This window comes from Rhizorhabdus sp. P4_G6 (assembly GCF_056401045.1).
In genome coordinates, this window is record NZ_JBFUKC010000005.1 from 54,426 (window position 1) to 73,761 (window position 19,336).

At 65.7% G+C, this 19,336-nt stretch carries 31 protein-coding genes and 1 pseudogene; 10 read left to right on the forward strand and 22 right to left on the reverse strand.

What is annotated here, in order from left to right:
* Positions 1 to 8 precede the first annotated feature (8 nt).
* The 22 genes from AC1DPF_RS07545 to AC1DPF_RS07650 all read right to left on the reverse strand — a co-directional run bounded on the left by AC1DPF_RS07545 (position 9) and on the right by AC1DPF_RS07650 (position 14,848).
* Positions 9 to 1,244, reverse strand: coding sequence for a phage portal protein (locus AC1DPF_RS07545; RefSeq protein WP_477960500.1), 1,236 nt, complete (start codon positions 1,242 to 1,244; stop codon positions 9 to 11).
* Complete coding sequence (locus AC1DPF_RS07550) at positions 1,241 to 1,426, reverse strand: hypothetical protein (protein ID WP_477960502.1); 186 nt, start codon at positions 1,424 to 1,426, stop codon at positions 1,241 to 1,243. Before AC1DPF_RS07550 ends, AC1DPF_RS07545 begins: the two co-directional genes overlap by 4 nt.
* Positions 1,423 to 3,096, reverse strand: coding sequence for a terminase large subunit (locus tag AC1DPF_RS07555; protein WP_477960504.1), 1,674 nt, complete (start codon positions 3,094 to 3,096; stop codon positions 1,423 to 1,425). The genes AC1DPF_RS07550 and AC1DPF_RS07555 overlap by 4 nt, the downstream gene beginning before the upstream one ends.
* Positions 3,096 to 3,566, reverse strand: a complete 471-nt coding sequence (locus AC1DPF_RS07560; RefSeq protein WP_477960506.1) for a hypothetical protein — start codon at positions 3,564 to 3,566, stop codon at positions 3,096 to 3,098. The genes AC1DPF_RS07555 and AC1DPF_RS07560 overlap by 1 nt, the downstream gene beginning before the upstream one ends.
* 185 nt (positions 3,567 to 3,751) lie before the next feature.
* Positions 3,752 to 4,111 carry an HNH endonuclease gene (locus AC1DPF_RS07565; RefSeq protein WP_477960508.1) on the reverse strand — a complete coding sequence of 120 codons (360 nt, stop codon included), beginning with the start codon at positions 4,109 to 4,111 and terminating at the stop codon, positions 3,752 to 3,754.
* Between the two features lie 187 nt (positions 4,112 to 4,298).
* The gene (locus AC1DPF_RS07570; RefSeq protein WP_477960510.1) at positions 4,299 to 4,787 is read right to left on the reverse strand and encodes a hypothetical protein; all 489 of its coding nucleotides are present in this window, start codon (positions 4,785 to 4,787) and stop codon (positions 4,299 to 4,301) included.
* A gap of 216 nt (positions 4,788 to 5,003) precedes the next feature.
* The gene (locus tag AC1DPF_RS07575; RefSeq protein WP_477960512.1) at positions 5,004 to 7,982 is read right to left on the reverse strand and encodes a phage/plasmid primase, P4 family; all 2,979 of its coding nucleotides are present in this window, start codon (positions 7,980 to 7,982) and stop codon (positions 5,004 to 5,006) included.
* Between the two features lie 87 nt (positions 7,983 to 8,069).
* Complete coding sequence (gene ssb / locus AC1DPF_RS07580) at positions 8,070 to 8,549, reverse strand: single-stranded DNA-binding protein (protein ID WP_477960514.1); 480 nt, start codon at positions 8,547 to 8,549, stop codon at positions 8,070 to 8,072.
* Positions 8,549 to 9,256, reverse strand: a complete 708-nt coding sequence (locus tag AC1DPF_RS07585; protein WP_477960516.1) for a hypothetical protein — start codon at positions 9,254 to 9,256, stop codon at positions 8,549 to 8,551. Before AC1DPF_RS07585 ends, ssb begins: the two co-directional genes overlap by 1 nt.
* Complete coding sequence (locus AC1DPF_RS07590; protein WP_477960518.1) at positions 9,253 to 9,459, reverse strand: hypothetical protein; 207 nt, start codon at positions 9,457 to 9,459, stop codon at positions 9,253 to 9,255. The genes AC1DPF_RS07585 and AC1DPF_RS07590 overlap by 4 nt, the downstream gene beginning before the upstream one ends.
* Positions 9,456 to 9,812: an ASCH domain-containing protein gene (locus AC1DPF_RS07595; protein WP_477960519.1), complete on the reverse strand. Its 357-nt coding sequence runs from the start codon at positions 9,810 to 9,812 to the stop codon at positions 9,456 to 9,458. Before AC1DPF_RS07595 ends, AC1DPF_RS07590 begins: the two co-directional genes overlap by 4 nt.
* Positions 9,809 to 10,798: a DUF5131 family protein gene (locus AC1DPF_RS07600; protein ID WP_477960521.1), complete on the reverse strand. Its 990-nt coding sequence runs from the start codon at positions 10,796 to 10,798 to the stop codon at positions 9,809 to 9,811. Before AC1DPF_RS07600 ends, AC1DPF_RS07595 begins: the two co-directional genes overlap by 4 nt.
* Positions 10,791 to 10,982: a hypothetical protein gene (locus AC1DPF_RS07605; protein WP_477960523.1), complete on the reverse strand. Its 192-nt coding sequence runs from the start codon at positions 10,980 to 10,982 to the stop codon at positions 10,791 to 10,793. Before AC1DPF_RS07605 ends, AC1DPF_RS07600 begins: the two co-directional genes overlap by 8 nt.
* Entirely contained in the window at positions 10,979 to 11,251 is a 273-nt protein-coding gene (locus tag AC1DPF_RS07610; protein ID WP_477960525.1) for a hypothetical protein, read from the reverse strand. The genes AC1DPF_RS07605 and AC1DPF_RS07610 overlap by 4 nt, the downstream gene beginning before the upstream one ends.
* The gene (locus AC1DPF_RS07615) at positions 11,221 to 11,562 is read right to left on the reverse strand and encodes a hypothetical protein (RefSeq protein WP_477960527.1); all 342 of its coding nucleotides are present in this window, start codon (positions 11,560 to 11,562) and stop codon (positions 11,221 to 11,223) included. Before AC1DPF_RS07615 ends, AC1DPF_RS07610 begins: the two co-directional genes overlap by 31 nt.
* A complete protein-coding gene (locus tag AC1DPF_RS07620) occupies positions 11,559 to 12,233 on the reverse strand; it encodes a hypothetical protein (RefSeq protein ID WP_477960529.1) in 675 nt (224 codons plus the stop codon). The genes AC1DPF_RS07615 and AC1DPF_RS07620 overlap by 4 nt, the downstream gene beginning before the upstream one ends.
* Positions 12,230 to 12,481 carry a hypothetical protein gene (locus AC1DPF_RS07625; protein ID WP_477960531.1) on the reverse strand — a complete coding sequence of 84 codons (252 nt, stop codon included), beginning with the start codon at positions 12,479 to 12,481 and terminating at the stop codon, positions 12,230 to 12,232. Before AC1DPF_RS07625 ends, AC1DPF_RS07620 begins: the two co-directional genes overlap by 4 nt.
* On the reverse strand, positions 12,478 to 13,035 hold the full coding sequence (locus AC1DPF_RS07630) for a hypothetical protein (protein WP_477960533.1): 558 nt from the start codon (positions 13,033 to 13,035) through the stop codon (positions 12,478 to 12,480). Before AC1DPF_RS07630 ends, AC1DPF_RS07625 begins: the two co-directional genes overlap by 4 nt.
* Positions 13,036 to 13,178: 143 nt before the next feature.
* Positions 13,179 to 13,766 (reverse strand): hypothetical protein, encoded by a 588-nt coding sequence (locus tag AC1DPF_RS07635; protein WP_477960535.1) that lies wholly within the window; start codon positions 13,764 to 13,766, stop codon positions 13,179 to 13,181.
* A 2-nt stretch (positions 13,767 to 13,768) separates the two neighbouring features.
* On the reverse strand, positions 13,769 to 14,266 hold the full coding sequence (locus AC1DPF_RS07640; protein WP_477960537.1) for a phage regulatory CII family protein: 498 nt from the start codon (positions 14,264 to 14,266) through the stop codon (positions 13,769 to 13,771).
* Complete coding sequence (locus AC1DPF_RS07645) at positions 14,259 to 14,480, reverse strand: hypothetical protein (RefSeq protein ID WP_477960539.1); 222 nt, start codon at positions 14,478 to 14,480, stop codon at positions 14,259 to 14,261. Before AC1DPF_RS07645 ends, AC1DPF_RS07640 begins: the two co-directional genes overlap by 8 nt.
* A complete protein-coding gene (locus AC1DPF_RS07650) occupies positions 14,477 to 14,848 on the reverse strand; it encodes a hypothetical protein (RefSeq protein ID WP_477960541.1) in 372 nt (123 codons plus the stop codon). Before AC1DPF_RS07650 ends, AC1DPF_RS07645 begins: the two co-directional genes overlap by 4 nt.
* Positions 14,849 to 14,854: 6 nt before the next feature.
* On the opposite strand from AC1DPF_RS07650, the gene AC1DPF_RS07655 reads away from it, so the two are divergent.
* The 10 genes and pseudogenes from AC1DPF_RS07655 to AC1DPF_RS07700 form a co-directional block, all read left to right on the forward strand.
* Positions 14,855 to 15,433: a LexA family protein gene (locus tag AC1DPF_RS07655; protein ID WP_477960543.1), complete on the forward strand. Its 579-nt coding sequence runs from the start codon at positions 14,855 to 14,857 to the stop codon at positions 15,431 to 15,433.
* A 348-nt stretch (positions 15,434 to 15,781) separates the two neighbouring features.
* The gene (locus AC1DPF_RS07660; RefSeq protein ID WP_477960545.1) at positions 15,782 to 16,198 is read left to right on the forward strand and encodes a hypothetical protein; all 417 of its coding nucleotides are present in this window, start codon (positions 15,782 to 15,784) and stop codon (positions 16,196 to 16,198) included.
* A 165-nt stretch (positions 16,199 to 16,363) separates the two neighbouring features.
* Positions 16,364 to 16,777 (forward strand): hypothetical protein, encoded by a 414-nt coding sequence (locus tag AC1DPF_RS07665; RefSeq protein WP_477960547.1) that lies wholly within the window; start codon positions 16,364 to 16,366, stop codon positions 16,775 to 16,777.
* A complete protein-coding gene (locus AC1DPF_RS07670; protein WP_477960549.1) occupies positions 16,774 to 17,244 on the forward strand; it encodes a hypothetical protein in 471 nt (156 codons plus the stop codon). Before AC1DPF_RS07665 ends, AC1DPF_RS07670 begins: the two co-directional genes overlap by 4 nt.
* A complete protein-coding gene (locus AC1DPF_RS07675) occupies positions 17,241 to 17,990 on the forward strand; it encodes a hypothetical protein (protein ID WP_477960551.1) in 750 nt (249 codons plus the stop codon). Before AC1DPF_RS07670 ends, AC1DPF_RS07675 begins: the two co-directional genes overlap by 4 nt.
* The gene (locus tag AC1DPF_RS07680; protein ID WP_477960552.1) at positions 17,987 to 18,172 is read left to right on the forward strand and encodes a hypothetical protein; all 186 of its coding nucleotides are present in this window, start codon (positions 17,987 to 17,989) and stop codon (positions 18,170 to 18,172) included. Before AC1DPF_RS07675 ends, AC1DPF_RS07680 begins: the two co-directional genes overlap by 4 nt.
* Entirely contained in the window at positions 18,169 to 18,432 is a 264-nt protein-coding gene (locus tag AC1DPF_RS07685) for a hypothetical protein (RefSeq protein ID WP_477960554.1), read from the forward strand. Before AC1DPF_RS07680 ends, AC1DPF_RS07685 begins: the two co-directional genes overlap by 4 nt.
* A complete protein-coding gene (locus AC1DPF_RS07690) occupies positions 18,432 to 18,821 on the forward strand; it encodes a hypothetical protein (RefSeq protein WP_477960556.1) in 390 nt (129 codons plus the stop codon). The genes AC1DPF_RS07685 and AC1DPF_RS07690 overlap by 1 nt, the downstream gene beginning before the upstream one ends.
* Before the next feature lie 158 nt (positions 18,822 to 18,979).
* Complete coding sequence (locus tag AC1DPF_RS07695; protein ID WP_477960558.1) at positions 18,980 to 19,192, forward strand: hypothetical protein; 213 nt, start codon at positions 18,980 to 18,982, stop codon at positions 19,190 to 19,192.
* A pseudogene (locus AC1DPF_RS07700) lies at positions 19,189 to 19,332 on the forward strand (hypothetical protein); the annotation flags it as partial. The gene AC1DPF_RS07695 and the pseudogene AC1DPF_RS07700, both read left to right, overlap by 4 nt.
* Positions 19,333 to 19,336 lie beyond the last annotated feature (4 nt).

A 19,336-nucleotide genomic window follows, 5' to 3' on the forward strand; every position in this document is an offset into this window, starting at 1 on the left:
ACTTGCTCCTAAGCGGCGTTCGGGGCGGCAGGTGCTTTGGGCGGCGGCAGATCACGGCCATCCTGCAGCGCCATGTTCGCCTCCACGATATATTGGCCGCCGCCTTCATCGGCGCGCGGGTTCATGTCTTCCAGATCTCGCCACTCGTTGGCGTTGATCACCCCGTTGCGGCGCTGGATCTGCAGACCCTCCTGCCGCGACTTGTAATCGCCGCGCATCATCGCGGTCAGGTTGAACTTAACCTGATACCCGTCGCGCTGCTCCTTCGCGGTGAGCAGGTTGACCTCGATCGACTGCTCGATGCGCGTTGCCCAGGGCACCAGCGTATGGGTCACATGCGCCAGGAACATCTGCTCGGCGCTGGCATAGGTGGCGGTCTTCTCCGACAGGCCGACCATGATCGGCATGACGCGGAATATCCGACAGATCTCCTCGATCTGAAAACGCCGGGTTTCGAGATGCTGGGCGTCCACACCCGTCATCTGCTGCGACAGCCATTTTGCCCCGCGATCGAGCACCATCGGCGTGCCGCGATCGGCCGCAGCGAACTTCTTCAGCCATTCCGTCAACTGGACATGCTGCGGCTCCGTTAGCGTACCGTCGACCGAATAGATCCCGCTCGGCATGGCGCCATTCTTGTGCAGGCCGGCATGGCTCTGCTCCAGCGCCATCGCCAGGCCGATCGCTTCGCGGGCCAGGCGCACGGTGTCCATGCCCATCCAGCCATTCCAGCTCACCCCGCGCAGATGCCACATGCTGCCCGACGGCACCTGGCGCCGGCCGCCTTCGAGCCCGTCGACCTCGTAGGTCAGGCTCATGTCGGCATGCCTGGTGACGGTCACCTTGCCCGGTTCGAGCAGGATCAGTTCGAACACGCGCCCGTTGACCCAGTTGACGAAGACGAATGCGTTCCCGACCAGCATCATATGGGCGACGATCGTCTCCCAGAATTCGAATGCGGTCTGCTTCCCGAACGGCTGACGATAGAGCAGCCAGAACAGCGGATGATCCCGCGCCAGCTCCATGCCGCCTTTCTTCAACGCCCGCATCAGCTTGCACGGACTCTGCGCGATCCCCTCGGCGACCACCTTGATGCAGGCCAGCACCGCCGCGACCTGCAGGGCGGTCGCATAGCTGACGCTGACACCCGACTTGCTGTCCGGCCCCATCAGGAAACCCGGCAGCTGGTCGAGCGTCCGCGCGGCCTTGGTCCCCAGCCCGAAGCTGTCGAACAACCCCCTCACGACGCACTACGCCCGGCCATGAACGCAGCAGCAACCAGCATGGCGCCGCCAACGATCCATCCCGCCGGGCGATAGATCTCGCCAGCGCCGACCGCGATCATCGCCGCACCAACGATGCCCGCCCCATCGCGGACGATGACGCCCGCGTTGCGGCGCGCCGAGGCTGCAAAGCTCTTGATCATGCCGCTTCCCAAAATGATTTCCCTGTCGACTCCGGATTCCGGCTCATCAGATGAAACGCGTTCAGCATCGCGATGAACGGGTCGATCTTGGCCTTTCCGGCGACGGACTTCTCGATAACCACGGCGCTGCCGCGCTGCTCGGCCTTCGCGTTGCCGACGCACCACGTCAGCAGCTCCTGCCCGCAATGCACCAGCGTCCCGTTCGCGAGCTTCCGCTCCGCGCCCCAGATGTTCGGCGAGAGGCGATAACCCTGCGCGACCGGCACCATCAGCTTGTCGCCAATGCCGGGCCGGCTCATCACCTCGTCGATCAGCGCCGTGATCCCCGCAGGATCGACGCCGACGCCATATTCCTGCGGCAGCAGCCCCGCCTCGTTCAGCATCACGATCAGGTCCGCGACCTCGCGCAGATCCTGATCGGGCTGTTCGATCAGCACCAGATCGCCCTGCTTGATGAAGTCGCGCAGCCTCGGCGCGATCTCCTTTCGCAGATCCAGCACCGAAGGGTGGCACCAGGCCTTCGCCCAGGCCATCCACCGCTTGCTCTCCCGATCGCGGCCAATGACGCTGGCGCCGAACAGGTCGTCCAGCCCACCGCCGTCGATGCCGACCGTCGCCACGTCCGACCGCGCCATCAGCTCGGCCAGGGTCACGATCTCCGGATCGACCGCTGCCTCCCAATGATCCGCCCCCCGCCAGCGATGCCGCCCGAGCCGCATGCCGATCTCGACGTTCAGATGCTTGGCGAGAAAGACCTGCTTCCCCTCGCCGTCGCCGCGCATCGCTTCGGCCAGCTTGTCCTGCAGCCACCGTGCGTCGACCGACCGGCCGATGTTCGGATTGGTCACGTAGAAGTTCGCCGGATCGAGATAGGCCTCGGCTTCCAGCATGCTTTCCGACCATTCGTACAGCACGCCCAGCTTGCGCGGATCGTCCAGCCTGCCGTCGCGGATGTCGCGGAACAGGTCCAGCTTTTCCTTGAACACGCCGGCCGGGGCTTCGTCGCTGTGCGTCGTCAGATAGACGACGAACCCTTCCGGCCGCGACACCATGCCGCCGGTCGCCTCCATCAGCATGCTCGACGCGTTCGGCCGCTTGCCGAACAGCCAAAGCTCCTCGACCAGGATGAACGCGGCCTTCTTGCCCGACACGATGTCGGTATCGGCCGCGACGACCTTCAGCTCGGCGCCCGTCACCAGATGCTTGATCGACCGCAGATGCTCGACCGGCTTCAGCAGCGCGCTCAGCTCCGGATCGAGCCGGACCATCCCCATCGCCGGGGTGAAGACGTTGTTCGCCACCTCCTTGGTCGGCGCCAGCACCAGCAACTCGGCCGAGTGGCGCCAGTTCCGGATGAGCGCCGTGATCATGATCCCGGCCGCGATCGTCGACTTGGCGTTCTTCTTGCTGATCAACAGCAGGAACTCTGTGATCAGCCGCCTGGCATTGTCCGCGTCATAGGCCCCGAAGATCGCGCCGACGAAGTCGAACACGAACTGCTCGCAGGCCTCGCCGAACGTCGGCTGACCGGGCACGTCGACGATCCGCAGCGACTTGAAGACGGCGAGCGCCGCCTCCGCCTCATCCGGAAACAGCGGATCGAACGGCACCAGCGAGCGCCGCGCGACGATCCGCTCTTCCCAATCCGGGCAGGCGGTCGACCACTGCATCAGTTCACCAGGCGGGGCTGCGGCGGCGGGGCGTAGATCCCCGCGACACGGCCCGCATCGGCCTTCGCCTTTTCCTTCTTTCCGGCGGGCGGCGCGCTGGCCGCCTGCGGCTGCCGGTTCGCCACGGTCTTCGCCAGCTTGGCGTGATCGTGACTCTCCAGCATCTTGTTCAATTCCTTGAGCGCGCCGACGTTGCCGCCCGCAGCTTCGCGCGCCAGCGTCGCCATGATCTCGCCGTCGAGCCGGAGCCGCGCATCCCCGCGCACCTTCAGCTGACGAAAATAATGCTTCCGCAAAGTCGGCGCCGTGATCCCGATCGCCGCCGCGATCTGATCCTCGGTCTTTTCGAGGGCCAGTAACAGCATGACTTTCAAGCGCTTTTCGGTGGTCACGACATGCGGCGGCCGACCGCGACCCGTATGCTCCGGCGGGATCTCGTCCCCGAGCAGATCGAAATATCGGTCAACCAAGAAAAAAATCTCCAAATGGGATCGGATGCGGTCTAGGGGCCGAGGGGGCGGCAGACTTTCGGCCCGCCCCCCCCTGCCGCGCAACATTGTTGCGCCTCGCCAGACCGCCCTCGACGCCGCCCCACCTCGCGACCGTGAAAATCGGCCCTGCTGACGGGGTTAGGCGCCACAACTTTCCTACTCGCTCAGCCTCCGCTCGCCCGCTCGGCCTGCTCCTGCCGCTGCTTCCAGCTGTCGTGGCAAGGCTTGCAGAGGGTCCAGAGGTTGAGGATGTCCCAGAACAGCGCCTCCACCCCGCGATGCGGCCGCTTGTGATCGGCGACCAGCTGCGACGTGTCCGTCTCCACCTTCCTGCATCGCTGGCAGGTGAACAGGTCCCGCACCAGCACGGCCCAGCGCAGCTTCTGCCACCGCGCCAGCTTGTACCATCGCCGCCACGGTTGCGCGTCGCGCTGCCGATCGCGGCCCTTCTGATCGACCGGCGCGGATGCCAGCCTGGGCGGCAGCGCGGCGAGCATCGACGGCAGACGCGTCAGTTTGCCCATGCACATGGCCCAGAAAGCACCGCGCCCGCCTCGAAGGGATCGAGACGGGCGCAGTGAAGGTTAGGAGAGGATGCTCAGGATTGGCTGCCAAGCCGATATCCCGAACGTACAGCTGAATACGCCTAAAACCCCCTAGAAACGGACATACAAAATTAGCATCCCTGAATATTCTAGGGCTTGACAGCCTCTAGGCCGCAGAACGCCTGGCGTTCAGCGCCTTGGCTATCGCGGTGATCGCGCGCGAGTAGCGCTTGCGCAGGCCCTCCGTCGTCCATCCGCCGGCCTTGCCGCCCATCCGCGCCCAGATCCACGGCCAGTCGGGCCGCTCGCCATCGTCGAGCACCTGCGCGACCAGCGCGATCCCCAGCACCCGCCGCGTCGGCCCCGATGGCACCCATGCCGCCACCCAGCCCATGGCTTCCGATGACAGCGCCTGTTGCTGGCGCGTGAAGGCGCGGGTGACGATCGGCTTGTCGTCGGCCTGCAGCTCCTCGTCCTGCACCATGCGCCAGATCGAGGAGCCCGACGCACCCAGCCACTTACGCTCGCGATCGGGAGACCGCACCACCACGGACATCGCCTCGATCAGCCGCTGTTCGACATCGACGAAGCGCCAGAACGTCGCCGGAACCGTCCCGGAACCGTCATGGAAGCTTCCCTGATCATCGCCGCCCATATCTTTGCCCTTTATCTCAAACACTTAATCTCAACCCCGGAAGGGTTGGAAGGATTGGAAGGATGATAGGTGGATTGTGCGCACGCATCTGCGCGCGCACCCGCACCCGCACATACGAGGCGAAGCCCCGAAAACGCTTCCGACCCTTCCAGAGGCGCAGAAATCCGCCATTTCACCCTTCCGTTCACCCTTCCGCCATCCTTCCGACCGGAAGGATCATAGCGGTACGTCATCATTATCGAAGGTCCGGAAACCGTCGTCGGGATCGCCCCATCGGCCGCTGTCGGAGGTGGGCGGAGGCGTGGCTGGCGGCGCAGGCGGGCCATCATCGACGCTGAACGTGGTGATCGCCTTGCCCGTATGGGGATCGACGAAGTCGGCCGGATCGCGCACGATCCGCATGCCGAGCCAGTACATCCCGTCCGATTGCTTCTTCTGATAGCCCTTGGCCGACATCGCCCGGCTGAAGCCCTTCTGCTTCCACTCGGTCTCGTCGGCGCATTTGCACCACGCCTGAAACAGCTCGTAGAGCTTCGAGGAGCGCGCCGTGCTTTCGGGATCAGGCACGGTGCAGAGCTTGAGGAAGCGCGCCAGCGGGTCGTTCTCCGCCCGATATTGCGCGGTGTCGCTGGTCACGTCCTCGGGCTCGATCAGCCCATGTTCGAGATAGTCCATCAGGCCGGCGACCAGGCGGTTGAAGATGCCGCTCAGCTCCGGCGCCATCTTGTCCTTTAGATAAGGATCTTTCTGGCGCGATCCGTGCGGGTTGGTCTCGTCGATCACGCGCTCGCCCCAATGGATCAGCTTCACGCGTCGCCAGATGCCATCATCGGTCTGCCGAATGTCGGGCTTGTGATTGCCCTGCACCGTCAGCTTGAACTGGATCTTAAGGTTGAAGAACCCGCGATTGAGATGGCGCACCGGCACCGGCTCGCCGCCGGTCACCAGCTTGATCAGGCCCGTCGAAAGCTTCGCCCCTTCGTCGGGCTCGGACGTGCGCAGCAGCCGCACGCCGCCCAGCTTGGCGAGATCGGGCGATGCCTGATCGCCGCGCTTCTTTATGCCCTGGTCTAGGAAGCTTTCGATCGGGATGGTGTCGCTGTAATCGCCCAGCGCCTCGCACCATATGTCCATGACGGTGGACTTGCCGTTGCCGCCGAGGCCGTACCAGAAATGGAGCATCTGCAGCCCCACCTCGCTCGTCATCGAATATCCGCCCCACGCGTGGATGTAGCGGCGTTTCGCGGGCTTCGGCTGCGCCCATTCGATCAGGTCATCATAGATCGGGCAGATCGCCGCCGGATCGTAGATGACCGGCGCCAGCTTGCTCAGCAGATCGTCGCGGCGATGCGGCGTCAGCGTCATCTCGGCTCGATATCGGTCTTTCCCATCGACGATGCCGAGCGGCACCTTGCGGAAGCGCAGCGTGCCGTTCAGCACGTTGATCGCCAGCGGATCGGTATCGAACTGGTCGACCCGCACCGCGAGCCAGCTGCGCGCGATCTGTGCGATGGCGGAAAGCTTGCCCGATGCCTCCGACGTGCGCCCCCACTTGCGGATCACGTCCGACCAGAGCGGATAGCCGCGCGTGTCGAGCACATAGTCGATCGCGTCTTCCTGCTCGCCGGTCTCGATGAACAGGGCCAGCTGCTTCTTCTCGCGCGGCGTCATGTCATCCAATTCGACATGGTCGACAAAGGGCTCCTTCACCCCGCTCAGCGCCACGAAAGCCGCCTCATCCTGTATCGCCCGCACGGTATCGAACACGGCCTGCATGACGACGGCCGGCACGCTCTTCTCATCCTGATCGAGCGCGGCCCAGCGCCGGCCATCCCATCCCATCCAGCCCAGCGCCGGTGACCAGCGGAAGTCGCGGCCGAAGCGCGCCCGGAACCGCTCGGCATTGCCCAGGTCGGTGTGCGGGAAGTACAGGCACTCGCGGTTGATCTCGTCGGCGTCGCGTTCGTCGCCATCGCCATCGTCCCCCCGGCCCCCACCAGCATCATCGGGGCCGCTCCCTTCCGCCCGGAAGCTTTGCAGGGCTTCCCCCGAGTTGGGGGCCGGGGGCGGGGGGCGAAGGCGGGCCGAGGATGACGGCCTAGACCGCGAAGCCCGCGCGCGGGCAGCCTCCTCGATCTCGCGAAGGTCGCGCGGATTCGCAGCGCCGGCCGTCAGCCCGCGCTCCAGCGTTGCACGCGCACCGTCGGGATCGTCATTCGCCGGCATCCGGTCGATCACCGCCTGGATCGCGGCGCGCACGACATGCTCACTGATCGCCCCGGCGGCCGCCAGCGATCCCATCTTCAGCCCGGCATGAAAGATGCCCTGGTTGCGGCCGTTATATTGGCCGCCGCCCTTCGGCGTCGCCGCCAGCTCCTGGCACTCGCCATCGAGCGCCGACAGAGCATATTTGCGCACCGAGTCGCCCACATCCCGACCGGAACCGTCCGGAAGGGTCGCGCTCGATCGCCCGGAGGGCGCGGGAGGGGGCGGCGTCGAAGAGGGGGAAGACGATGCGGACGCCGGCGTCCCGCCGGCGGCGTTGCCTTTGGTCGAGCGCGTGCCGCGCTCGCGCAGAGCTTGGATCAGCGCTGCCGGCGCCTCGACCGGATCGATGTCATGTCGGCCGGTGAGCCAGCGATAGCGGCCCTCCGTCCCATCCTCGCGGTACAGGATCGAAGGTGCCACGACGATGTAGCCGCCCTTGCCGCGCACATCGACATGGCGCGGCAAATTGCCACGGTTGGTGATCGGCTCGCCCTCCGGCTGCCGGTAAATGACATGGACGCCATCGGATTGAGTTACGGAAGTCAGCGAGATCGGCAGCGCACAGCCGATCTGCTCCTCGGTCGCCGCCTTCAACCCTTCCAGCTCGAAGATCTCGCCGGTCGACTCGTCATGACGCGGATCGAAATCGAGCGCGAACAGTCTGTTTCCGCCCATCGCGAGCCCGATCATGGCCTGCGGATGCTGCCGCCACCAGGCGCGTATCCGCCCCTCGTCCGTGGTCGCGTCGTTGCAGCCCTTGCCGGTATAGGGCGACTTCGCCTTGAACAGCTTCGGCTTCGGCCCATCGGCCGTGCGCACCTCGATCGTCTCGTCGCGCTCGCGGCAGGGGAACACCTTCCATCCCCGGCGCGCATAACGCAGCGCCGCCGTACACATCGGCGACGGCAGAGACTCGTTAACACCCATCGAAATGCACCCCGCCCCTAATTCGACGCCCTCAGTCAGGCCGTCTCTCCGGCTGTCACGCCCAGGCGCGGGCGTTGGCGGTGAAGGTTAGAAGGGAACGTCATCGTCGAGATCGCCGGGGTCGAAGGGATCGCTGCGGGAGCTGCCGGCCGTGCCGCCGCCATCGCCCCAACTGCCGGCCGAACCGGAATCCGATCCGCCGCCACGATCGCCGCCCTGCGCCCCATCGAGCAGCACCAACTTGGCATTGAAGCCCTGCAGCACCACTTCCGTCGTCCACTTGTCGACGCCGGCGTTATCGGTCCACTTCCGGGTCTGCAGCTGGCCTTCGAGATAGACCTTGCTGCCCTTGCGCAGATAGCGTTCGGCGACGTTCGCGATCCCCTCGTTGAAGATCGAGACGGCATGCCATTCGGTCTTGTCCCGCCGTTCGCCGGTGTTGCGATCTTTCCACTGCTCGGAGGTCGCGACGCGCAGGCTCACCACCTTGCCGCCATTCTGGAAGGATCGACTTTCCGGATCGCGGCCGAGATTGCCGACGATGATGACCTTGTTGACGCTCGCCATTAACTCTCTCCCATCATCGCCAGCATCGGCGCATCCGCCGCCCAGCCGAACCGCGCCGCATCGTCAGGCCGCCACAGCCGCTCGCGCGTCCCCGGCCCGATCGGCTGCGGCGGCATCGGCGCCGCGCCCTTGATCCAGACAAACCAGGCATAGGCCGTCGCCGAGCTGGCGGCCGGGTCCCAGCGGCCGAGCACCATCGGCACCCGCTCGCTGAACGGTGCCAGCGCCGTCATCGGCCGATCGCCGTAGAGTAGCGGATAGCGGCCCACGCCTTCCAGGAACTGCACCCGCAGCAGCAGCGCGACGCCGCGCCGGGCGCGATCGAGCGCCCGCGTCAGAAAGTCGGCCGCCGGCTTGAACGGTGGGTTCGTCGCGATCCAATCCCAGCGCGGTATGTCGAAGCCGCGATCTTCCGCGAGGAAATCACGGACTTCGCCATGGCCATGGCCATGCACGTCGCTCGCATAGACGCGCTCGAAATAGTCGGCGAACGGGATGGCCATATGCCCGGCCCCGCACGCGCATTCCCACACGCTGCGAGCCTCAGGATCGAGCCGCAGGATCAGCTCGGCGCCTGCACGCGCCGCCCATGGTGGTGTCGGGAAATAATCGAGCTGCCGATACAGCGCGGTCGCAGCATCGTCGCTCTCGACATCCGCCGCCGATCGCCGCGCCATCACGGCCGTGCTGCCGCTGGCGGCCGTCATCGCCGCACCTCGCCAAGCACGCCCCGGACATAGGTCACCAGCTGGGGAACATCCTCAACATAATGTCCATCAAGGATCGGCACGCGCGGCGCCGCGATGCAGGCGCCGGCCAGGATCACCCGCAGCAGCTCTTCATGCCGCCGCTCGACCTGCTCGATCGCCGCCCGCTCTCGCTTCCGCCTGCGCCAGGCCAGCTCGGTCATGACAGCGAAGCCTCCACCAGCTGCGCCACATGCGCAGGCACGTCGAAGAAGCCGAGCTTGCCTGGGCACGGGATCAGCTCGATCGGCCGGGCATTGCGCAGCACGAACCCATATTTTCCGAAGAACCAGCGGCTGTCCGAGGCCGACACGCAATCGACGATATCGACAATCCCGACGATCCCGCCCAGCGGCAGATCATGCGCGCGGATATACTCGCGATCCTCTTCCAGCGACAGGCTGGCATGGATCAGCACCTGCCCGCGAAACTTCGTCGGCCAGTCGCGATTCTCCACGTCCTTGCCTTCGTGAAAGATGCGGTGGCACCAGGGCTGCCGGATGCTCAGCGCCTTCATGCCGGCATCCCATTATACTCGACGCCATCGAGCAGGCGGCCGGCTGCCTTCTTGCCTAGCGGTATGACAAGATTCTCCGGTCCAGGCCGCTCCCCATCGTTCAGAACATGCCGGCCGGCATGACTCGGATCGCGTCGGCCGTAATCGTCACGCTCCGAGTCATATGGAGCCCACGCGCCCCATTGCTTGAACAGGAACGGCACCCCAGCAACGGCGCACTGATCGCGCAGGCTCCGCGCCCAATCCGGATGCATCGGCCGCGCACCGGGGCCGCTCTCGCCACCGGCGACGATCCAATCTAGTTCCGGCTGCTTCCAGCTAGGGATGTCATTCCACAGCGGGTTCGGCAGATACTCCGCGATGTGGACCGGCCCCAACAGCGGCTCCGCCGAGATCCACCGCTTCGCCGCTGGCGTGGCGAGCAGATCGGGGATGCGCTCATCCGCCGCCCGCTGATCCTCAACGGAGACGCCGAGCCAGACGTTCGGAAGGGGCCATGTGGAGAACGTGCCACTTCCCCGGCCAAAGCCGGCTGCTTGCCCGGTCGCGTCCATGAGGTCGAGCATGTTGCCCAGCCAGTCGGCATTTTGGAACCGTTCGAACCATGCCCGCATCCGATCGGCCCGCTTGGTCAGCACCTGAAACTGATGCTGCGGGCAGAGCGCCATCACCGCGAAGACGCGGTCGATCCACGCATCGCGCACGGCTTCATGGAACAGGTCGCCATGCGCGACGACGAAGATCCGGCGCGGCCGTTGCCAGCGCAGCGGTTCCGTCAACCATCGCTCGTTAAAACGGACCTCGCCGGTCCATACCGGCCCCGCCTTCGTCTCGGCGGTCAGGCCGATCCGCGACCTATGATGCCGCAGCCGCGTCCCCGCCAGCTTCATCGCATAGCAGTTGGTGCAACCCGCGCTGTGCACCGAACAGCCGGTGATCGGATTCCACGTCGCGTCGGTCCACTCGATCGGCGTATTGTCAGCCATCCGCCGTCTCCACGACATCAGGCACAAACAGGCCGGCCAGCAACCCGGCCGCGCAGGCGCGCATCCTTTGCCGCGCGAAGCTGATCTCGCCCTCGGATACGTCGATCCCGGCGCCACTCTTCAGCGCGTTGGACTCATCGAAGATCCACGCCGCTGCTGCCTCTATGTCTGGCGACACCTTCATCGCGCCAGCGCCTCAAGCTCGGCCAGCTCCGAGCGCAGCTTCGCAATGCGCCGTGGAAGGCGCAGCATGCGATCATAGTGGATACTGTCCAGGCGCTGCAGTTCGAGGGCTTGTTCAAGCGTCCGTTCGCGTACCGGTATCGATCGGAGCGCATCGATGCGCGCGACGATCTCGGGCAAGCTCAGCCCGCAACGCTTATACCCGCCGCGCTGCGGGACAGCCGGCCTCAACACGCCCATCACGCCACCTTTCTCTGCTGATTTTCCCATTCGGCCGCCCATCGCCGCCCGATGCCGATCGGCACGCCCAGGCTCTCCGCGATGTCGACGATCAGCCCCTTGCCCAGGTGATCGAGCCGCGCTTCGAACGCTTCGCGCCGATCCTCGAACGGCGCGACCGCCGCCGCGAAGCAGGTGGCGCAGCGATGGACATGCTCGCCGTCGACCACATCGAACTTCCAGCCCTCGGGCAGGAAGGCCGCTGTCAACGCCCCGGTTTTCTGGTTGCGCGTCTCGACCGCGTCGGCCTCTTCACCGCAGCTGTCGCACACCGCGACCGCAGGCTCACCACGCCGGATCATGCCACCGCCCTCTCGGGCTGCAGGATGAAATCCCCCCACTGCTCCGCCATCGCTGCAGCGATACCGGGGAAAAAGCGGGAGCGTTCATGGCCCGACTTCCCCTGATGGAAGTAGTAATTATAGCGCCGCCCCGCCCTCGGCCCGCTTCTACGAATGCAGAAATCAGGCTTAGGCAACGCAACGGATTTTGTAGGCATGAGGGGCGGGAGGTTACGGAGCCAGAGGCAAACCTTTTTCTGGACGGCATCGCCGAATTGCCACGGCTGCACCGCCTGGGCGGGCTCCTGATAGTTTACGATGCGGGCTTTGGCGTGACGGTGCATCATCGGGTTTTCGAGCGCGACGTGCCGGATCGGGGCATTCCAAAGCGCGGAAAAGAGAGCAGCGCCGTCGTCCAGTTCGCGCCACATCTGGTCGAGCGTTTTCCCCTTGGCAGGCCGAGTGAGCCAGCAAATCCCGCTGTTGCACAGGCGCGTGCAAGGCGGGTGCGCGACGATCATCAGATCCCATCGCTCGTCGAGCACATCGCGAACATCGCCACGAATATGGCGGTTGCTGCCCTTCTCGTCGGGCAGAAGATCACAGCTCCACGCGTCGAAGCCCTGCGCGAGAAAAGCGTCGCGGACGGTGCCTGAATATTCGCAGGCGACAAGAACGGCCGGCGCGCTCACTCGCCCTCTCCGACAAACAGCGCGACGGGAGGATGCCCGACGCCCAGCACGCGCAGGTAGATCTTCGACCCGCCTACGATCGCCGCGATCTCATCAGGCGTCGGCTCCCAGGCAGACACCATGCACGGCACGTCGCCGTTCATTTCGTCACGGATCGGCAGGCCCACGCACGGGCCGCTCGTCTCGGGCGTCCAGCCGGTGGGAGCGCCCAGGACACGCGTGCAGCCGGCGATGCGAGCGATGATCACGCCACCACCCCCGTGCAGATCTCGCGCCCCGCGCGATCGAGCTTGCCGACGATCGTGATGATCCGCTTCGGCTCAAAACAGCTCGCGTCGTTGCGGATGAACCCGTCGTCGCGCAGGCATTTGAGCAGGTAGCTCGCCCGGTCCCCGTTCTTCAGCTCGGCTTTCTCCGCCAACGCCCGGTTATACGGACAGGGCTTGCCCGCTCGCGCGAGCGCGGTCAGCACCGCCAGCAGCCGCTTCTGCTCGTCGTCGCGCGGCGCGATCTCGCGCGCGATCCGCAGGGGCTTCGCCGCAGGTCGATAGCCCTTGTCGAGCCGCCGGATCACATATTGCGGCGGCGATACCGATGCATCGCAAAAGGCGAACACGATGTCCCGATTGGCCAGGTCGCGCACCAGCGGCAGCGCCTTGGTCCACTTGGGCAGCGCGCCCTCGGCATAGGCCAGCTCCGCGCCCACCGCCGCCGCCTCCACCCACTCGATCAGCTTATGCGTCGGCATCGCCGCGCCCGTGCCGCCGATCCGCACCGGATGCATGATCCCGATCTCGCGCACCTTCCCCGCCCCCCGTTCGCCGCTCCCACCTCTCCGCTCACCCTGAGCAGGATCGAGCGTAGTCGAGAGCCGTGTCGAAGGGCCGTCCTGAGCAAGCACTGAGCCTGCCGAAGGCCGCGTCGAAGGATCAAATTGAGCCGCCATCATGCCCGCCGCTCCACCAGCTCGACGCCCAGAGCATCGGCCAGGCACTCGACGATATCCGCCGCCGATCCGCGATCGAGCGCCAGCGATATCCCCTGCCCCGTCAGGATGTAGCGGTTCTGCCCGCTACCCCGGACGCAGCGGAACAGCTTGCCGATCGCCGTCTCGCCCAGCGTGCCGTGAACAATCGGAAGGGGCGACGATGCAGCCGGGGGGGCAAACTCTGCCGCATCGTCGCCCAACGCCGCCGGAGGCTTCGGGGGCAATTCCCCGGCGTCGCTATAGGATTTCGTCCAGTCGCAAAGGGCGATCTCGCCGCCGCTGATCTCTTCGAGCGCGATCGCCTGCCGCGTGTCGATGTCGACGCGCGCCGCCAGCAGATCGGTGATGCTGATGCCGATCCACTCCACCGCCGCGACCCGCGCCGGATGATCGCCCATCAGCCATCCGGCCAGCTTCACCTTCCCGGCAGTCAGCTCCGGCATCCCGCCGACATCGCCCCAGATCGCCCACACCCATTCGATCAGCCGCCGACCGCCGGCCTGCGTCTCGATCAGGTGACTCGGAATGTGAAAGCCCCCCGCCATCGTCAGCCCTCCACTTCGATCTGTTCGAGCAGCGCGCGCAGCTCCGCCGCCTTCGCCACCAGCTGCGCCGCTTCGGTCACAAGATCCCCGGCCCGCACCTCGCGCGCCGTCACCCGCCCATCCGCCAGCGCGCGCAGCAGCCCGGCCGACACGTCGGAATATTCGGTCGCCAGCTCGGCCAGCCGCTTGTGGAAATCCGCCGAGCTGGGCCGCGACACCGGCAGCGGCACGAAGGTGCCACCGGCCCGCCCGCACATCAGCCGCGTCAGGTGCGGCCAGCCCGGCAGGCCCACCGTCACCTCTTCCAGCTCGATCGCCGCGTCGATCGGAATGAAATGATCGACCGTGGCGAGGCTGTAATCGGAATAGCTCTGCTGCCGCTTCACCCGCTGTGCGAACTGTGCCGCCCGCGTCGGCCCGCCGGCCGCGTCGACCAGCTCCCCGGTCGCCCGCTTGATCGCCAGCCGCTTGGGATCGAACCGCACCATCCGCTCAGGCATCGGCCGTCCCCCCGGTGGAGTAAGCCGTTTTACCAGTGGCGGCGCCGGTCGTTTCGGACTCAAGCGTCGGGCTATGAACAGCCTCGACCACGCCGCAGAATATTCGGATCTCCTGGCCGATCGCATCGCCCAGCACGATGATCGCGCCGAACCCGATCAGCCCGACCAGGCTCAGTGCGGTGCCGACGATGATGAGGCCCCCCGCGTCGATCATGGCTGCTCGCCCGCCTCGAATGGCAGCTCGGGATCTCCATCCAGCTCCGCGAGCGCCTGCAGGGCACTGGCCAACTCGCCGGATTTCCCGCGCGCCACGGCCGCAAGCTGGAGATGATCAAACCTCGCCTCGGACATGCCGACACGCCGCCAACCGTGGACAGTGGTGTTGGGCGTGCGGGTGAGGCGGGCCACGGCAACGGTCCCACCGAAATGGTCGAGCACAACGGCCGCGCGGGTTCCATCCAGAGACGTGGGGTTGATGTCGGCGATATCCATAGTGGCGGCATACTTGCGATAATCGCAACGAACACGCAAGCGAAAAGTTGCGATAGTGGAAATTGCGATAATCGCGCCGTTCCGCTCCATGGTCTGATGGAGATCTCGGACATCAAAGCCCGCATGACCGTGCTGGGGATCAAACAGGTACAGCTAGCCAACGCGCTGAACCTTTCGCCCGATCAGATCAGCAAATCCTTTTCCGGCATCCGTCGGTTCACCGCTGCCGAGATGGACATAATCCGGGCGATGCTGGCCGAGACTCCTCCAATCACGCTGGACGGCGCGCTGCCTACAAGAGGCGTTCCGATCATCGGCAGCGTCGCCGCCGGCAACTGGCGCGAAGCGATCGAGAAACCGCTAGGTCATGTGCCCATGCCCGCGGCCGACATGCCGCCAAATGCCGTCGCCCTGCGGATCGAAGGCGACAGCATGGATCTGTTGGTCAAAGACGGGGGCACTATCATCTTCGATCCGGATGATAAGTCCCTATATCCAGATCGTTACTATGTAGTGGTGAACGGCGGCGGAGAAGCAACGTTCAAACAGTTTCGCGCCGACCCTGCTCGCCTAGTTCCCTGCTCGACCAATCCGGCGCATCGCGAGATGATTATTGGCGGCGGCGACGATTTTCAGATCGTCGGCCGAGTGATCTGGTACGCAGGCCGGCTCTAAGCAGCAGCCTGGTCTTCAAGCGCAAACGCCTGTTGTATTCGTCCAGGCACTATATCGAACCACTGCCCGTAGTCGTCATAGGCTCCGAGCCCCAATCCCACGGCATCGCGCCGCGCCTCCTCCTTCGTCTCCCGCCATGGGCCACGCGGCTTCTCGAAGCACAACACTCGATACCAAAGCACAGCTGTCAGCATTTCCCACCTTTGCCGATTCGCGTTACGACGATGGAACAATAGAAGAACATAAATCAATGGCGTTTCAATGAGTTGCGATAGTGGCAACTTTTTAGCTTGACTGATACGTTGCGATAATCGCAATACGCAGCCGTCAACAACGACGGAGGCACCGATGCTCAGCCCATCTCTCTCGACCGAGACCCCTACCCGCACCCGCCGCGCCAAGCGGGCACAACCCCTCTCCGCTCATCCTGAGCAAGGGTTGAGCCTGTCGACACCCGCGTCGAAGGACCAACCGCCAGCGCACCTCAATTTCAGCTTTGACGAATGGTTCAAGGCGAACACCGAACTGCCGCGCCAGGCCTCGGGCTGGACCCCGGCCGCCCGCCTCTACGCGGACTATCTCGCCTTCTGCGCCGCCACCGGCGTTCCGGCCAGCTATCACCTGAACGACGCCGCCTTCGCGGAGCGGATGCGCGCCGCCTGCGACCGCAGCGCCGACATGCGCAAGGTCAGCGAGGGCACGAAGCTGGACTACCGCCTCTGCTGGCCGCGCTTCCTCCGCCCCGCGATCCGTGTGCCGTCATGATCCGCCGGCCGCCCCCGATCCTCCGCCTGATCCTCGCCGGCACGCTGTCGCTCGTGATCTGGCTGCTGATCGGGGCGGCCGCCCTGCTCTAACCTCGCAGCGGCCCCGGCCGCCCGATTGGCTAATCGCGCCGACATGGCGCCTGCCACCGAAAGGATAGCGCCCATGCGCTGCTACCGTACCCCTGGCGGCCGATGGTTCGGCACCCAAGCCGACGCCCGCGCCGCCTGCCTTGACGAAGCTTGTCCCAGCGACGCCTGGGTCGAAGTCGACGTTCCCACCGATAAGCCCGGCCTGCTCGACTGGCTTCATCTGAACTGTGGCCCAGCGACGGTCGAAGCATTCCGCGCCGAGCGCGAGCTGGATAAGCTCCGCGAGCGCGAAGCCGCTGCGATCGAGCGCATCACGCCCAGCGCACCGCCCCCGATCCAGCCGCCGTCGCGGCCGGCTGCCTCTGCCGCGCTCGATCTCACGGCGGCCGAAGAATTCATCCAGGCCGCCGACCATCGCCAGCTCGCCAGCATCATGGAGAACGCCATCCTCCGCATGCGCGAGCTGGGCCGGGAGGCCGGGCTGTGACCGATCAGCCCCGCCTCACAGCGGACGGCTTCCACCGCGAGTTCGCCGACCTGGCCGAGCTTATGGTGCGCGAGCGCGAACGCGCCTGGCCGGACATGATCAAGGCCGGCAAGCTCACCCAGCGACAGGCCGATCACCGCCTGTTCGTGATGCGCGCCATCGCCGAGATCTGGCGCTGCGCCGCCGACCGGCTCAACCCTAACAAGCGCTTCATGGCGCTCACCCGTGCCGAGGCGCTCGACGAACTGGCCGCAGCTCTCGAAGCCGCCGAACATCGCGTCCGCCAGAAGCCCACCGATAAGACCCGCACCCTGCAACGCGATCAGCTCGCGGCAATGCGCTGGTGGCACGCCCACTATCCGGCCGGGAAGATCTCCTACGCCCTCAACATGCTCCTGATGCTCCCCCACGACGCCCTGCAGCTGCAGCTCGGCGCCGGCGCATCCAACGAGAGGAACGCCGCATGAGCAAAGACACTCTCCGCCCCATCGTCGGCAACACTGAACGGGGGGCAATCAGTCGCGCTGATTTTGAATACCACCCGCTAGGCGAGGCCATCTTGAAGGTGCGACGGCGTGCCGCTGGCGATTTCTCGCCGGAGTTCAGTGGCAACCGCGGTGCAGATTTCGATCGGGGCTTGCTGGCAGCTTACGATGCTGTTTTCGAGGCATTCTCTAGCACAGCATCTGTCGACGCCCTGATTAACAATCTGCGCCAGCGCATCGACCGGGTGATTGAGTTCAGCGGACACGGATTCTGGTACACCTGCTCGGGCTGCCACGAGAGCGAAGACGGCTATCCGAATGGACATTACTCGCGCAGCGCCGTTCTGGGCTGCACGCTCGGCAGCGGCTGCTCTGAGTGCGGCGGGATCGGTGCCGTCTGGGATGGAACCGATTACGAAGACATGGCCCGTTGGATGCGCGAAGGCTGCCCCGAAGAAAAGCCGCCGTTCAACCGATACTCGGGTGTCGATGAGGCTATAGCCGAGTGCAAAAAGATGCTCGGCAGCACATTCGATATCCGCCGCATCCTTGCCGAGATCGCCGCTCAGTCAGCACCGGGGTGGGTCATAGTGCCCATCGAGCCGACACCGGACATGTACGCTGCGGCAGATAAAGTCGACTGGAGCAATGAGGACGAGCGCGCGACAGTAATCAACCTTTGGCAGGCCATGACCGGCAGCGCTCCAATCCCCGGAGCCCACCCATGAGCCAGCAGCAGCAGACCGCCAACGCCGCCGCCTTCGTCAAGGCGAACCGCCGCTCCCCGGTGATCGCCGGCGCCGCCAGCGGGCAGGGCGGAGAAGGCTGCCACTACACGCTCGCGAGCGGCCGAACTTTCACCCTCACCCGCGAAGAGTGCAGCCAGATCGAGCCAAGGTGGAAGCTATGAGCGAGCAGCAACAGATTGCCGCGCTCGCCGCCGCCAGCCAGGCCACCGAAGCCACCGCCGAGCTGATCCGCTTCGCCCGCGAGGGCACGAGCTTTCCCGGCCCGTTCGGCGATGTCGAAGTGATCGAGAAGCTCGCCGACGCTCTCAAGCTGGCGATCGAGGCGGAGAGCGTCGATCCCAACGCCGAGGCCGCCGCCTCCGAAGATCGAGCAGAGCTACATGCCGCCGTTGCCCGCTATCTCGAAGGATGGGCCGGCTGATGGGCGGTCGTCGCATTCTCTCAGATGCCCAGCTCGACGAAATGTGCGCGCTGCGGGAAAAGGGCTGGGGCACGGATAGAATAGCCGCACACTTCACTGCGAAGGGCTCCCCGATCTCAAAGGGTTCGATCCACTGGCAATGCCTGCGGCTTGGCGCGGATGCGCCCAAGCGGTTTCATTATCGCCGGGCGGATCGCCCCGACGCCTATCAGCGCAACGGTCGCGCCGTCCGCACCTTCACCGCCGAAGAAGATGCGAAGCTTCTCGCATTGGAGGCCGAAGGCGCGAGCTACAGCGCAATGGCGCGGCAGCTCGACCGCAAGCCGAACAGCATCAAGGGCCGCCTCTACACTTTGGCCCGTCACGCCGCCCGCGCCGAGGAGGCCTAAAGGCCGTGGCCCACGCCCCCGCTAGAACCGCCCCACGCGCCCAGCCAGCCATTCCCCCGAAGGCGAGTGGCTGCGCCGAGTGCTTCGCGCCACTGGCCGGCATACAGCCCGGCCAGCACTTTTGCTGCCCGGCGCACCGCACCGCCTTTCAGGCGCGCATGCGCGTACGCGGCCGGCAGTTGGTGCCATATGCGATGGCCGATCGGATCACGCGCGGCGGCAGCGCGGGCGACAAGGAAACCGGCAAGATGGCCCGCGCCGTCTATCAGCGCCTGATCTCCGCCTGGGCGGCCGAGGACAAGGCAGCCGGCCGCATGTCGATGGTCGACTATGTCCGCCGCCTCTCCAAGCATTTCGATGTGCCGCTATGACGCCCGCCAGACCCTTCACCGTCGCCACCCTCGCCGAGCATTGGGATTGCAGCGACACCTTCGTCTATGATGAGATCAAGGCCGGGCGCCTGAAAGCCATGCGATTCGGCGGCAAGCTGCTGCGCATCAAGCCCGAGGCCGTGG

Excerpts from the sequence above, each read along its gene's own strand:
- AC1DPF_RS07550 (WP_477960502.1), bottom strand. The coding sequence starts at position 1,426 with ATGATCAAGAGCTTTGCAGCCTCGGCGCGCCGCAACGCGGGCGTCATC.
- AC1DPF_RS07555 (WP_477960504.1), bottom strand. The coding sequence starts at position 3,096 with ATGCAGTGGTCGACCGCCTGCCCGGATTGGGAAGAGCGGATCGTCGCG.
- AC1DPF_RS07565 (WP_477960508.1), bottom strand. The coding sequence starts at position 4,111 with ATGGGCAAACTGACGCGTCTGCCGTCGATGCTCGCCGCGCTGCCGCCC.
- AC1DPF_RS07570 (WP_477960510.1), bottom strand. The coding sequence starts at position 4,787 with ATGGGCGGCGATGATCAGGGAAGCTTCCATGACGGTTCCGGGACGGTT.
- AC1DPF_RS07575 (WP_477960512.1), bottom strand. The coding sequence starts at position 7,982 with ATGGGTGTTAACGAGTCTCTGCCGTCGCCGATGTGTACGGCGGCGCTG.
- ssb (WP_477960514.1), bottom strand. The coding sequence starts at position 8,549 with ATGGCGAGCGTCAACAAGGTCATCATCGTCGGCAATCTCGGCCGCGAT.
- AC1DPF_RS07585 (WP_477960516.1), bottom strand. The coding sequence starts at position 9,256 with ATGACGGCCGCCAGCGGCAGCACGGCCGTGATGGCGCGGCGATCGGCG.
- AC1DPF_RS07590 (WP_477960518.1), bottom strand. The coding sequence starts at position 9,459 with ATGACCGAGCTGGCCTGGCGCAGGCGGAAGCGAGAGCGGGCGGCGATC.
- AC1DPF_RS07595 (WP_477960519.1), bottom strand. The coding sequence starts at position 9,812 with ATGAAGGCGCTGAGCATCCGGCAGCCCTGGTGCCACCGCATCTTTCAC.
- AC1DPF_RS07600 (WP_477960521.1), bottom strand. The coding sequence starts at position 10,798 with ATGGCTGACAATACGCCGATCGAGTGGACCGACGCGACGTGGAATCCG.
- AC1DPF_RS07605 (WP_477960523.1), bottom strand. The coding sequence starts at position 10,982 with ATGAAGGTGTCGCCAGACATAGAGGCAGCAGCGGCGTGGATCTTCGAT.
- AC1DPF_RS07610 (WP_477960525.1), bottom strand. The coding sequence starts at position 11,251 with ATGGGAAAATCAGCAGAGAAAGGTGGCGTGATGGGCGTGTTGAGGCCG.
- AC1DPF_RS07615 (WP_477960527.1), bottom strand. The coding sequence starts at position 11,562 with ATGATCCGGCGTGGTGAGCCTGCGGTCGCGGTGTGCGACAGCTGCGGT.
- AC1DPF_RS07635 (WP_477960535.1), bottom strand. The coding sequence starts at position 13,766 with ATGGCGGGGGGCTTTCACATTCCGAGTCACCTGATCGAGACGCAGGCC.
- AC1DPF_RS07640 (WP_477960537.1), bottom strand. The coding sequence starts at position 14,266 with ATGCCTGAGCGGATGGTGCGGTTCGATCCCAAGCGGCTGGCGATCAAG.
- AC1DPF_RS07645 (WP_477960539.1), bottom strand. The coding sequence starts at position 14,480 with ATGATCGACGCGGGGGGCCTCATCATCGTCGGCACCGCACTGAGCCTG.
- AC1DPF_RS07650 (WP_477960541.1), bottom strand. The coding sequence starts at position 14,848 with ATGGAGCGGAACGGCGCGATTATCGCAATTTCCACTATCGCAACTTTT.
- AC1DPF_RS07655 (WP_477960543.1), top strand. The coding sequence starts at position 14,855 with ATGGAGATCTCGGACATCAAAGCCCGCATGACCGTGCTGGGGATCAAA.
- AC1DPF_RS07660 (WP_477960545.1), top strand. The coding sequence starts at position 15,782 with ATGCTCAGCCCATCTCTCTCGACCGAGACCCCTACCCGCACCCGCCGC.
- AC1DPF_RS07665 (WP_477960547.1), top strand. The coding sequence starts at position 16,364 with ATGCGCTGCTACCGTACCCCTGGCGGCCGATGGTTCGGCACCCAAGCC.
- AC1DPF_RS07675 (WP_477960551.1), top strand. The coding sequence starts at position 17,241 with ATGAGCAAAGACACTCTCCGCCCCATCGTCGGCAACACTGAACGGGGG.
- AC1DPF_RS07680 (WP_477960552.1), top strand. The coding sequence starts at position 17,987 with ATGAGCCAGCAGCAGCAGACCGCCAACGCCGCCGCCTTCGTCAAGGCG.
- AC1DPF_RS07685 (WP_477960554.1), top strand. The coding sequence starts at position 18,169 with ATGAGCGAGCAGCAACAGATTGCCGCGCTCGCCGCCGCCAGCCAGGCC.
- AC1DPF_RS07690 (WP_477960556.1), top strand. The coding sequence starts at position 18,432 with ATGGGCGGTCGTCGCATTCTCTCAGATGCCCAGCTCGACGAAATGTGC.
- AC1DPF_RS07695 (WP_477960558.1), top strand. The coding sequence starts at position 18,980 with ATGCGCGTACGCGGCCGGCAGTTGGTGCCATATGCGATGGCCGATCGG.